Below are 12,238 nucleotides of genomic sequence, written 5' to 3' on the forward strand. Positions count from 1 at the left end.
GATGAAACTGACAGAGTTTCTACATTTCATTTCCAATTGCCGGAGTTTGGAAGAGCTTTGGGTTGGGCATGTCGACCAAATGGCTCAGTACGGCTTTGATCGCTTGATTTATGGGTACACCCGCTACAAGACAGAAACCTCTCTGGGTGATCCTGACGATTTTGTCATTCTTTCAAACCACTGCAACGAGTACTTAAATGGCTTTATGCACACTGGGCTGTACTTTTACGCTCCGATGACCCGCTGGGCACTCGAAAACGAAGGCGCCTGCAGTTGGCGGCAGGCGTATGCGATGGAGGCCAATCAAGAGTTGAGCCCAGAAGGTCTAAGGGTCATTGAGTTCAACAAAAGAATGGGAATGACTGCAGGATACACCGTTAGCTTTCATTCGATTTCAAAGAGATTCAAGGGAGCTATTTCACTTGCGGGAAAGCGTGGAACATCTCAGGAAAGCTTGGATGAGATGTGGAGCCAACACGGAAATGATATTGTTCTGATCAACAATATGGCTCACCTTAAAATCTTATCCCTGCCCTACTCTCCTCCGAACCGTGGCTTGACCAAGCGCCAACGAGAGGCTCTACAGTGGGTCGGTGATGGCAAAACAACCCAGGATATTGCGGTATTGATGGGCTTAACCGCCGCGACGGTTGAAAAGCATCTCAGATTGGCGCGAGACTCATTGAGTGTTGAAACCACTGCCCAAGCGGTCTTAAAGGCTGCCTTGCAAAACCAAATGTTTGTCATGGAAGCTTAGCCAAAACAGCAAGTGTTTATCTTTCAAGTCTATTCTTCCATCACATGAAAGTAAGGTATTCATTACTTACACCACCGTAAAAAACATCGCATGATACAACTGTTCCGTGAGTGGTGGCTTTGGCCAAAGGGACATTCGGGTGAAGACGTTTGCATTTCAAACCAGTCCATCTCGTTTTCTGCTTTGTGTGCGTATTTATCAGTATCCAAGTAGGAGCCAAAAGAAGTTACTCCTCCCATCCCCATCTAGAGGAGGACTTCGAACCAAGAGACGGAGTCGCGGTTACGCGGCTCCGTTTTACTTTTTATGGGTCGACAAAAAAGACCCGTTCCATTTCGGAACGGGTCTCTCTTGTCAGAATACGTCGGCGTAAATTGTAGGCTTTAGCCTTGTGAAACCTTCGCAACTTCAGCTGCGAAATCTTCTTTTACAACTTCGATGCCTTCACCAACTTCGAGGCGAATAAAGCCAGTGATTGTCGCACCGGCCTCCTTGGCAGCGGCTTCGACGGTCAGGTCGGGGTTCACCACAAACGATTGATTCAACAATGTTGATTCAGCGATGAACTTCTTCATGCGGCCAACAATCATCTTTTCGATCACTGCTTCTGGCTTGCCGGATTCACGAGCGATGTCCATCTGGACTTGCTTCTCTTTCTCAACAACAGCGGCATCCAGATCAGCTTCGCTCAGTGCAGCTGGGTTCACGGCTGCAATGTGCATGGCGATTTGCTTGCCAAGTGCTTCGTCGCCGCCAGACAGCGCAACCAAAACACCGATCTTGCCCATACCAGCAGTAACCGAGTTGTGTACATAAGACACAACAACGTCGCCTTCCAGCGACGACATGCGGCGAACCGACATGTTTTCACCGATTGTTGCAACCTTAGCAGTCACGACTTCTGCAACAGTCTTGCCGCCCATGTCAGCCGAGTTCAGAGCGTCGACATCGTCCACACCCAACGCAACCTTAGCGATTCCACCGACCATTTCCTGGAACTCGGCGTTCTTACCAACAAAGTCGGTTTCCGAGTTCACTTCGACCGCAACACCTTTGTTGCCGTCAACAGCGACCGCAACCAGACCTTCAGCGGCAGTACGACCAGATTTCTTGGCTGCTTTGGCTAGGCCCTTAGTGCGAAGCCAGTCAACGGCAGCTTCCATGTCGCCATTGGTTTCGGTCAGGGCTTTTTTCGAGTCCATCATGCCTGCGCCGGTCGAGTCGCGCAGTTCTTTTACGAGTGCTGCTGTGATTGCCATCTTTTGGCTCTCCTCAAATCAAAAACGGATTTGGGGCAGGTTCAAACCCCTGCCCCATATATTTAACCGGTGACGGTTGGATCAGGCTTCGGCGCCTTCGGCCGGAACTTCTTCAACCAGCGCTTCTTCGAATTCGCCAAGGTCAACGCCAGCAGCGCCCAGTTGAGTGGACATACCTTCCAGAGCTGCACGAGCAGCCAGATCACAGTACAGCGAGATCGCACGGGATGCGTCATCGTTGCCAGGAATGACGTAGTCAACGCCATCAGGCGAGCAGTTGGTGTCAACGATGGCAACAACTGGGATGCCCAGCTTGTTTGCTTCGGCGATGGCCAGCGACTCTTTTTTCACGTCGATGACGAACAGCAGATCTGGAACACCGCCCATTTCGCTGATTCCGCCCAGCGAAGCCTGCAGCTTGCCGTGGTCACGCTCCATGCCGAGACGCTCTTTTTTGGTCAGGCCATCAAAACCGACTTCCATCTTCTGGTCGATGTCTTTCAGGCGCTTGATCGACTGGGAAACAGTTTTCCAGTTGGTCAATGTGCCTCCGAGCCAACGGTGGTTCATAAAGTACTGAGCCGATTTTTCTGCAGCTTCAGCGATTGGCGTAGCAGCCTGACGCTTTGTACCAACAAAAAGAACACGGCCGCCCTTGGCGACGGTGTCGTGGATAACCTGCAAAGCCTGGTCCAGCATTGGAACAGTCTGGGTCAAATCCATGATGTGGATGCCGTTACGTGCACCGTAGATGTACGGGCCCATGCGTGGGTTCCAGCGCTGTGTCTGGTGACCAAAGTGTACGCCTGCTTCAAGAAGCTGACGAAGAGTGAACTCAGGAAGAGCCATATTCGTATTACCTTTCCGGTTTATTCCTCGGCGGGGGTCTTAGAGCGGATGCTCCAACCGGCGGTCTGTTGAGGATGTCTCCCTCAATCAGGCCAAACCCCGCCTGCGGGTTTGAATGCCGCGCGTATAGATCAGGTTCTGTGGGGGTGCAAGCTTAAATGAATGGGCAAGAGGTTAATCGGCAGTTTGCAAACCATTGCGCCCTGTTTGGTGGCCCAAACGTATCGTTTCTTCACAATAGGCAGCCAGTTTCTTGCGATTGGCAAAGTCAGATACAGGCACCGGAGTATGGTAGATTAGCTCCACCGAACCCTGACGCAATACGGCGAGGGTTTTTAGAAAGTGCGGAGTAAAATCCATATCGCCCCACCATCCATAAAACCGGTTTGGTTCTTTCTTGGGCGGATGATAGACAACGGACACTGGCTGAACAAACATAAATCCCCTTAAGTGGTCACTAAAAAATGCCGCAAAGAGTGTTGATTTAAAGTTCAGAACCCTCAACCCGTCTGTAGAGGTCCCTTCAGGAAAAAACAAAAGTTTATGGTCGGCTTTAAGACGTTGCTCAAAAAGCAAAGTTTGCTCGCGAGCCTTTTTTGGATTTCGCTCAATGAATACCGTGCCCGTTGCCCGTGCCAGCCAACCGATCCCAGGCCAATTCGCAACCTCTGCTTTCGATACAAAGTAAATGCGCTTACGGGCATTCAACGCAAAGATGTCCAACCAAGATGAATGGTTGGCAACAACTGCTCCACGATTTCTCATCAAGTTTCCGGTGGTTCGGAACCCTATTCCCATCACGCGCAAAGCGTTTCGGCAAACGAATTGAGTCACGAAAGGCGTTATTGGGCGACGCAACCCACAAAAAGGCCGCTCAAACAGGCGCAAGGTCAGTAGGACCAATAAACCGCCGAAAATCAACAATGCCAGTGGTACACACCGTAGTACAATCAATCCCCAGCCAAATCCATTTATCTTGATAGGGTCAGGGGAAACTTCACTTTGCCAGCTTGTGCTCATCGGTTCCCTCGCCCGCCGGAATATAGCCGTTTTTGTCGAGCAGTCATCTTTTCAGTATCGAGGATCAGGAAAACGTCCGTGGTGTTGAATTTGTGGTCGATAAAGGCACCATCTCCAACGCAGCCACCAAGCCTAAGGTAGGCCTTTATCAATGCCGGCATGTCGATCATCGCCTGACGTCGATCCAATTTCTCGGGAGGCACCAAGTCCATGGGTTGATAGCTTTTTGCGCGAACACGTAGGTTAGATGGTGCTAGGTGGTTCTGCTGCAGCATAGAGAGTGGATTGGCCAGAACCGAGAGGTCCGTACCGTGAAAACTGGCGACTCCAAACAAGATTTCTATGCGGTGTTGTGCGACATATTCGGCCAGTCCGGACCATAAATGAAACAACGCAGTGCCTCCGCGAAAGTCTGGATGCAGGCAAGAGCGCCCTAACTCCAACAACTTACGGCCTGATCTTCTTAAACTTGTCAGGTCATATTCATCTTCAGAATAAAACTGTCCAGCTTGGACTGCCTGATCTTCACGTAACAGTCGGTAGACACCGGCCAATGTGCCGGTTGAATTCTCCCGGACTAGCAAATGATCAACAAATGCGTCGAACTCATCCCTCTCTAGTTTAGCATCGTGGTCGACCAATTCACCACTTCCCCCAAGTTCCTGAATGAAAACTTGATACCGCAACGATTGCGCAGCACGCAAATCTTCTGGTGAGTCTGCGATTTTGACTGAAAAATCGGGAGCATTTACGAGGAGGTCGTGCATGAGAAACAACTAACACAATTCAAAGTCTGGCGCAGATAGACCGTATTGCGATGATTTGGCAACAATTTTAGCAAAACTTGTAGAATTACGTTAACTGTTCATCAACCGTTATCACGGATCAAATACTGGTGTCAGAGCAATTCGGGATCCATCGATAACGAGTTTGCCTTGATCACGGAAGTTTACAGAGATTTTGCCGCCGATATTTGACTGCACTTGCCCTACTCCCCATTCGGGATGATCTGGATGCAGGACAAACATGCCGGGGGCTAAAATCGCGTTGAGGTCGGTCATAAGAGATTGGCCCAATTCGGAGGAAAGACATGAGTATTGATAACGTCGATTTAGCGGCATTGGTAGGGTCAAGGATCTGCCATGATTTGATCAGCCCTGTAGGCGCCATTAATAACGGTCTCGAACTGCTCGGTATGTCCGGTGACCTCGCTGGTCCAGAGTTGGAGCTGATTTCCGATAGTGTGAGCAACGCCAATGCTCGTATTCGATATTTCAGGGTAGCTTTTGGGAGCGCTGGTGATCAGCAGCTTGGACGCGCCGAAGTTGTTTCAATCCTGGAGGACATGAGCAAAGGCGCGCGGCTCCAGCTGCAATGGTCTCCACTGGAACCTTGTAACCGCCAAGAAGTCCGACTTTCTTTCCTGGCCCTTTTGTGCTTGGAAACTGCTATGCCCTATGGAGGCACCGCCAAGGTATTTTGTGCGGACGGTAAGTGGACTGTGATTGGCGAGGCTACAAAAATCAACGTCGACAATGACCTTTGGGCGCGCATCAGTGGTGAGCATTCTGCCGCCACTATCACCCCTGCCCTTGTTCAGTTTGCAATGTTGCCAGAAGCCGCATCAAGTATGGGGCGGACTGTGCGGGTGGAACAAAGCCTAGACAAGCTCACGATCAATTTCTGACTTACCCCAAGCCTGAGAATAGTGCGTCACCTACATTTGGGTGACGCTTATTTTTTAAGAACGAACAGTTCCATCTCCGCGAACCAGATATTTGAAGCTAGTCAATTGAGCTGCTCCTACCGGGCCACGCGCATGCATCTTACCTGTGGCAATGCCAATTTCAGCTCCCATCCCAAACTCACCACCGTCAGCGAACTGAGTTGATGCATTATGCATGAGAATGGCGCTATCCAGCTCATTAAAGAACGTCTGAACCGCTTGTGCATCTTCGGTAATAATACAGTCCGTGTGCTGCGAGTGATGTTTGCGAATATGGGTGATCGCATCGCTGATACTATCCACTTGCTTTGCAGAAATGATCATATCGAGATACTCACATCCCCAGTCTGAATCGCTCGCAGTAACCATACCGTCTGGGCCTGCAAGCCCTTCCTCGGCGCGGATTTCCACTCCTGCATCCTTCAGGGCAAAGAGTATATCCCGACCCAAAGTTTTAGAAATATCTCGGTGGATTAATAAGCATTCAGCAGCCCCACAAATCCCAGTTCGGCGGGTTTTAGCGTTTAGCACAACTTCCAGAGCTTTCTTCGCGTCAGCCGCTTTGTCGATGTAAATATGCACGATGCCTTCGAGGTGAGCGAACACTGGCACGCGCGCTTCGCTTTGAACCAGACCTACCAGTCCCTTCCCGCCGCGTGGTACGATAACATCGACGTATTCCGTCATCGTCAGTAATTGCTGCACGGCGGCCCGATCCCGGGTTGGAACCAGTTGGATTGCATCTTGAGGCAACCCTGCTGCTTCCAATCCTTCGGCCAAACAAGCCTGAATGGCTTGGCTTGAATGAAAGCTTTCAGACCCACCACGCAAGATCACCGCATTGCCAGACTTCAGGCACAGCGCGCCTGCATCTGCAGTAACATTGGGGCGACTTTCGTAGATAACACCAATGACGCCCAACGGCGTACGTACACGCTGAATATTTAGGCCAGATGGCTGATCCCATTCATCCAAGACCTGGCCAACCGGATCGTCCTGAGCTGCAACCGCACGCAGTCCATCGACGATGCTCTGAATTCTGGTCTCATCCAACATCAAACGATCCATCATCGCGGCGGACAGCCCTTTGGAGCTTCCGAAATCTAAATCACGTTGGTTCGCGGAAATGATTTCCGCGCGACGCGCCCAAACTGTATCGGCGGCTCCGGTCAAAGCCTTTCGCTTATCCGCGCCAGAGGCCGTAGCCAGGATTTGTGACGCGGCTTTAGCGCGGGCACCAATTTCTGCCATCAACTCGGGAATGTTCGCAATATCAGTCATTCGTTTCAAACCTTTCCCATGTTGGGCGCTAGAGATTTTTTGCCTCCGGCGGAGGTATTTTTTAACAAGAAGAAATTTCAGAGTGCCATATCGTCACGGTGAATCAAGGCTGCACGACTTGGATAGCCAAGTGTTATTTCTATCTGATGTGTCTGAAGACCGGAAATAGCCCGGGCTTCTGCGTCCGTATAACGGCTAAGCCCCTGCCCCAGCTTGTGTCCGGAGGGACTAAGAATGGCCAGCGGCTCGCCGCGGCCAAAACTACCCTTAACATCTGTCACGCCGGCAGGAAGCAGGCTGTTCCCGGATTTCAAAGCACTTGCTGCCCCACCATCGATCGTGATCTCACCGCGCGGTTTCATGGCCGCAATCCAGCGTTTGCGGGCAGCTTGTGGATCAATATGCGCAGAAAACCATGTGCAAGGGGCTCCATCTTCAAGCAACCTCAAGGGGTTACACTGCGATCCTTCAGTGATTGCCATAGAGCAACCTGCCGCTGTTGCGACCTTGGCGGCCATCAGCTTTGTGATCATCCCACCCTTTGAAAGCCCCGAAATACCATCGCCGGCCATCGCCTCGATCTCTGGAGTAATCCTTTCAACCGTGTCGTAGCGCACGGCGTTTGGATCTAGCCCGGGATTTGCACTATAAAATCCATCAACGTCAGACAGTAACACTAAGCAATCTGCTCCAACCGTCACGGCGACTTGGGCGGCTAGTCTGTCATTGTCACCATAACGGATCTCATCTGTGGCTATGGTGTCGTTTTCGTTGACGATTGGGACCACTCCCAACCCCAACAAAGTTTCAAGCGTTGCCCGTGAGTTGAGGTAACGCCGCCGGTCTTCACTGTCTTCCAGTGTAACCAGAACTTGCGCGGTCTTTATTCCGTGGGGATCCAACGCCTCCTCATATGCCCTTGCAAGCTTGATCTGGCCTACGGCAGCTGCGGCTTGTGACTGTTCAAGCGGTAGACTGGTGCCGACAAGGCCAAGCACGCTTCGACCTAAAGCGATGGAGCCAGACGACACCAAAACCACGTCTGCACCCTGTGATCGGAGCCAGGTAATATCTTCTGCAAGCTCTCGTAGCCACTGAGCTCGTAGAACTCCGTTTACACGATCAACCAGAAGGGCGGAGCCAATCTTTATAACGACCCGTTTTGAAGAAGTTAGGGACGCCAAGTCTCCGCCTCCTCAGCGGGTTTCGACCGTTCACGGTCATCTTCTATCTCGGCTCTCACGGCCCGCAACACCTCTGGCAGGCCTTCACGGCTGACACCTGACATCAGGAACACAGGACCACCAACGGCCGCCTCCAGTTCTGCTTTAGCCTCGGCGCGCTCTTCTTCATCCAGCGCATCGATTTTGTTCAGCGTTGTCACTCTGGTTTTAGTCGCGAGTTCACCGCCATAGGCCTCTAGCTCGCCAATGATTGTCTGATAATCCTCGGCAATTGTATCTGATGTACCATCTACCAAATGCAACAGAACCGAACAACGTTCGACGTGGCCCAGAAAACGGTCACCAATCCCGCGGCCTTCGTGTGCACCAGCAATCAAACCGGGAATGTCGGCAATAACAAATTCTGCATTATCAATGCCAACCACACCGAGGTTCGGGTGCAGTGTCGTGAATGGGTAGTCTGCAATTTTCGGGCGTGCATTGGAACTGGCTGCCAAAAAGGTCGACTTCCCCGCGTTCGGTAAACCCAGCAGGCCGGAGTCGGCAATCAGTTTCAGCTTAAGCCAAACAGTACGTTCAACTCCCTCTTGCCCAGGGTTAGAACGCCGTGGAGCTTGGTTAGTAGCACTTTTGAAGTGCAGGTTGCCAAAACCACCGTTGCCGCCTTTTGCCAGCTGAATGCGTTGCCCAATTTCGGTTAGGTCCGCAATAACGGTTTCTTGGTCCTCGTCCAAGATCTCGGTTCCAACAGGTACCCGCAGGACAACGCTATCGCCATCCTTACCGGTTCGCTGTCGCCCCATTCCACCTTGGCCGTTTTTGGCAAAGAAGTGCTGCTGGTACCGGAAATCAATCAATGTGTTCAATCCATCAACCACTTCGACCCAGACAGAACCGCCTTTGCCGCCGTCACCGCCATCGGGACCGCCGTACTCCATGTACTTCTCACGCCGAAAGCTGATGCAGCCACTACCGCCGCCGCCGGACCGGATGTAGACCTTTGCCAGATCGAGGAATTTCATGACTGCTCCTTTTCGTTTAGGTCAAATTACTGCCCCAAACGTAATAGTACCAAGTGTCCCGAGGCTGGACCTAAACTGCCCAACCTCTCTTAACGGCTGCCATAACGCATCATACGCGGCGCGCCAATCACAGTTTTCTGCTATAGGTCCAAGTTGGCACTGCTGCACCGCGTGAAACGGAAAATGTTTCAGCATCACCTAGATACTCAAAGCCACAGTGAGTCAAAACCTTGGCCGAAGCAAGATTATCCTGAAAAGCGGTAGCGAACATAGCTGCGTTGTTCGACGGGTTCGCGTCCACGAGGGCCTTCAAGGCTTCGGACGCGAGGCCAGAGTTCCAAAACACCGGAGCAATCCAAAACCCGACTTCGGACTGATTGCGATCCAATCTCTTCAGACCGATCACCCCTTTGAGCTCTGCCCCGCCATCACGGGTTCCATCAATCGCCCAGACATCTTCCTCACGATCGTCGGACATTGCGCGAGCGATATACGCTTCTGTCGCGCCTGGCGGAACTGGATGAGGTATAGAGCTCGTCATTCGTGCAACACGCTCGTCGCCGGTATATTGGGATAGCAATCCCTCGTCCGATTTCCGTAGAGGACGCAGCACAAAACGCTCGGCCTCAATGACCGGTTGAGTAAAAACTTGATCCAGGCTCATACAGATGTTCCTCAGTCAATTGGTACTAGTTGAACGGACAATAGCGTCCAAAACGGCCAACGAAGCGTTGTTTTTCCAAAATCACGACGAAAGCCAAAAACAGAAAGAGGGACCGGCTTATCACCGATCCCCCAAATTTTTATTAACCTTGTGGGTTCGGTTTATTCAGCGGCCTCCGCCACTGGCAGAACCGAAATAAAGGTGCGGCCTTTCAGGCCTTTGTGGAAGGTAACAGCGCCTTCGGATGTTGCAAAGATTGTGTGATCTTTACCCATGCCTACGCCTTCGCCCGGCCAAAACTTGGTGCCGCGCTGACGAACAATGATGTTACCAGAGATGGCTGCTTCGCCACCGTACAGTTTCACGCCAAGGCGGCGACCAGCAGAGTCGCGGCCGTTACGGGAGGAACCACCAGCTTTTTTATGTGCCATTCTGTCTCTCCTTAGCCTTTAGCCAGATCTTTGGCTTGCTCAACCCACTCGGGCTTCACTTTGATTGCATCGATAGCAGCAATATCGTCTGCAGACAATGCAGCAACCTGAGCAAAGCTAGTCAGACCAGCTGCTTCCAGTTTCTTGGCAGCGGCAGGGCCTACACCAGTCAACTGAGTCAGATCATCGGAACCAGCAGCGGCAGCAGGTGCTTTTGCTTTAGCAGCCGGAGCAGCTTTGGCAGCAGCAGGAGCATCGCCCTTACCGGTAGCAACTTTAACACCAGACTTGTCAGCGCCCGAAGCCAGGATCTCAGTGATCTTGACGAGGGTCAGCTTTTGACGGTGACCTTTGGTGCGCTTGGAAGAGTGCTTACGACGGCGCTTGACGAAGTGGATCAGCTTTTCGCCTTTGATCTGGTCAACGACCTCGGCCTGCACTGCAGCGCCTTCAACAAAGGGAACACCTACAACCGGAGCGTCGCCGCCCAGCATCAGGATGTCATTGAACTGAATTGTTTCGCCAGCATCTGCAGCCAATTTTTCAACACGGAGGATATCGCCCGCCTGAACTTTGTACTGCTTGCCGCCAGTCTTGAGGACCGCAAACATGCGTCTTTCCTTTTTCAACCGCGTTCTATGGTCCCCTTATCGGGCGTTTCGGCCAAAGCCACCTCGAACGGCGCGTCCCTCTGGGGACGGATTACGTAATGAACCCGGCACAGAGATTCCGAACCGGGATGCGGGCTTATGCGGCAGTTGTGGAACCCTGTCAAGCCCTTGCAAATACGTGAGTGCGCGATATCTGGGCACCCTGCCCCGCTGCTCTTCTATATGTCTTGACCATCGGCAAGTTCTGACAACCGTGATGCCAGCAACTCAAATCGATTTGCTGTAATCTCGTACTGGACGGCGTTCAGCAACTCATAGACGTTTTGCATCAAAGGATGCTCCAGCGCGACAACATAATCCAAAAGATCTTGGTCAGAAAATGACTGATATGTGTAAGCTGATCCTGCCAATGACGACGCCTGCATAGCAAGTCGCAAATCACCTTCCTGCGCCTTCAAAAGCGCTTTTAAACCGTCAACCCCCAGTTCTAGATCAATCACGCCAGCGTCTCGTGCCGCCATAAGAAAGCGGAGCTGTATCTGTTGAACAGCCTTGATCCCAGTGTCCGATGCGTCAATTGCAGATCCCATTCGTTTCAGAATGCCCAAGCGCTCAGCACCGTCACGGACAAGGTCAGAGATAATTCGTCGCCCCGCGTCTTGAACGACTGCGTCTTCCTCGATCATGTGCGCCGCATTTTCAGCCGCAACCAATCGCTGCCCCAGTGAACTGGCATAAAACTCAGACGCATGGATCAATGCTTGTTCATCCAGGGTTTTCTCAAGAATTTGCAACGCAAGATCGTGCATCTCATCCGTATCAAAGACTTGGTGAGATAGACGAATCCACGCCTCGCCAAAATCCCCGGGTTCTAATCCCAGCATATTGGGCGCACTGCTAGCTGACAGGGCAATACTATCCAGCGCAACGTCAAACCCCGTAACCTCAAGGAAGGCTTCAATCCGATCGCGATCTGCTGCAGATCCACTATTCGGTAGTAAAATGAGAGCAAGAACAAGAGCTAACAAGCCTTGCATCAACAAAACGGGTATGGTGAGAAAATATTTCATGTATCAATACCTAAGTGTTTTAAGGGGGTAGGCAATGGAAAACAGACTTTCTTGAACGAACTGTGAAAACCCTCTTGCACCCCCTCAATAACATCCTTAAACGCTGCCTCACCAGACCCCCGCGGAGAGGTGCCGGAGTGGTCGAACGGGGCGGTCTCGAAAACCGTTGAGCCTTCACGGGTTCCCAGGGTTCGAATCCCTGTCTCTCCGCCATACTCATTTTTCTGTTTGTTCTAGTCCTGACACAATACGTTGCCCCAGACGGGCTGTTTCAATACCCAGTTGAAAACAGAAAAGAATACCAATGGGTACACCATCGTTTCCAAGAAAACTTATCGGTTCATCTAAGGTAACTAAAAACAAG

Annotated in this window: 14 protein-coding genes and 1 tRNA gene; 3 read left to right on the forward strand and 12 right to left on the reverse strand. The window is 51.6% G+C overall.

Annotated elements, in window-relative coordinates:
- The first annotated feature begins 1 nt into the window (after window position 1).
- Window positions 2–757, forward strand: coding sequence for an autoinducer binding domain-containing protein (locus tag DL239_RS17310; RefSeq protein WP_167685360.1), 756 nt, complete (start codon window positions 2–4; stop codon window positions 755–757).
- A gap of 383 nt (window positions 758–1,140) precedes the next feature.
- Here the strand turns inward: DL239_RS17310 and tsf are convergent, their stop codons facing one another.
- The 5 genes from tsf to DL239_RS17335 all read right to left on the reverse strand — a co-directional run bounded on the left by tsf (window position 1,141) and on the right by DL239_RS17335 (window position 4,946).
- A complete protein-coding gene (tsf, locus tag DL239_RS17315; RefSeq protein WP_167685361.1) occupies window positions 1,141–2,016 on the reverse strand; it encodes a translation elongation factor Ts in 876 nt (291 codons plus the stop codon).
- 81 nt (window positions 2,017–2,097) lie between these two features.
- A complete protein-coding gene (rpsB, locus tag DL239_RS17320; protein ID WP_167685362.1) occupies window positions 2,098–2,865 on the reverse strand; it encodes a 30S ribosomal protein S2 in 768 nt (255 codons plus the stop codon).
- Window positions 2,866–3,039: 174 nt separating this feature from the next.
- Window positions 3,040–3,885 carry a lyso-ornithine lipid O-acyltransferase gene (gene olsA / locus DL239_RS17325; protein WP_167685363.1) on the reverse strand — a complete coding sequence of 282 codons (846 nt, stop codon included), beginning with the start codon at window positions 3,883–3,885 and terminating at the stop codon, window positions 3,040–3,042.
- Window positions 3,882–4,652 (reverse strand): L-ornithine N(alpha)-acyltransferase, encoded by a 771-nt coding sequence (olsB, locus tag DL239_RS17330; RefSeq protein WP_167685364.1) that lies wholly within the window; start codon window positions 4,650–4,652, stop codon window positions 3,882–3,884. Before olsB ends, olsA begins: the two co-directional genes overlap by 4 nt.
- 111 nt (window positions 4,653–4,763) lie before the next feature.
- A complete protein-coding gene (locus DL239_RS17335) occupies window positions 4,764–4,946 on the reverse strand; it encodes a DUF3553 domain-containing protein (protein WP_167685365.1) in 183 nt (60 codons plus the stop codon).
- Window positions 4,947–4,975: 29 nt separating this feature from the next.
- Here DL239_RS17335 and DL239_RS17340 point away from each other — a divergent pair, with 29 nt between their 5' ends.
- The gene (locus tag DL239_RS17340) at window positions 4,976–5,572 is read left to right on the forward strand and encodes a histidine phosphotransferase family protein (RefSeq protein ID WP_167685366.1); all 597 of its coding nucleotides are present in this window, start codon (window positions 4,976–4,978) and stop codon (window positions 5,570–5,572) included.
- A gap of 54 nt (window positions 5,573–5,626) precedes the next feature.
- Here the strand turns inward: DL239_RS17340 and DL239_RS17345 are convergent, their stop codons facing one another.
- The 7 genes from DL239_RS17345 to DL239_RS17375 form a co-directional block, all read right to left on the reverse strand.
- Window positions 5,627–6,892, reverse strand: a complete 1,266-nt coding sequence (locus tag DL239_RS17345; protein ID WP_167685367.1) for a glutamate-5-semialdehyde dehydrogenase — start codon at window positions 6,890–6,892, stop codon at window positions 5,627–5,629.
- Between the two features lie 77 nt (window positions 6,893–6,969).
- Window positions 6,970–8,076, reverse strand: a complete 1,107-nt coding sequence (proB, locus tag DL239_RS17350; protein WP_167685368.1) for a glutamate 5-kinase — start codon at window positions 8,074–8,076, stop codon at window positions 6,970–6,972.
- Window positions 8,064–9,098, reverse strand: coding sequence for a GTPase ObgE (obgE, locus tag DL239_RS17355; protein WP_167685369.1), 1,035 nt, complete (start codon window positions 9,096–9,098; stop codon window positions 8,064–8,066). The genes proB and obgE overlap by 13 nt, the downstream gene beginning before the upstream one ends.
- 127 nt (window positions 9,099–9,225) lie before the next feature.
- On the reverse strand, window positions 9,226–9,762 hold the full coding sequence (locus DL239_RS17360; RefSeq protein WP_167685370.1) for a GNAT family N-acetyltransferase: 537 nt from the start codon (window positions 9,760–9,762) through the stop codon (window positions 9,226–9,228).
- A gap of 161 nt (window positions 9,763–9,923) precedes the next feature.
- Window positions 9,924–10,193, reverse strand: a complete 270-nt coding sequence (gene rpmA / locus DL239_RS17365) for a 50S ribosomal protein L27 (RefSeq protein WP_167685371.1) — start codon at window positions 10,191–10,193, stop codon at window positions 9,924–9,926.
- 11 nt (window positions 10,194–10,204) lie between these two features.
- Entirely contained in the window at window positions 10,205–10,804 is a 600-nt protein-coding gene (locus tag DL239_RS17370; protein WP_167685372.1) for a 50S ribosomal protein L21, read from the reverse strand.
- A gap of 218 nt (window positions 10,805–11,022) precedes the next feature.
- Window positions 11,023–11,874 (reverse strand): DUF2059 domain-containing protein, encoded by an 852-nt coding sequence (locus tag DL239_RS17375; protein ID WP_167685373.1) that lies wholly within the window; start codon window positions 11,872–11,874, stop codon window positions 11,023–11,025.
- Between the two features lie 123 nt (window positions 11,875–11,997).
- On the opposite strand from DL239_RS17375, the gene DL239_RS17380 reads away from it, so the two are divergent.
- Window positions 11,998–12,087, forward strand: a tRNA-Ser gene (locus DL239_RS17380).
- The last annotated feature ends 151 nt before the right edge of the window (window positions 12,088–12,238 follow it).

The organism is Parasedimentitalea denitrificans (genome assembly GCF_011813015.1).
Classification (GTDB): Bacteria; Pseudomonadota; Alphaproteobacteria; order Rhodobacterales; family Rhodobacteraceae; genus Parasedimentitalea; species Parasedimentitalea denitrificans.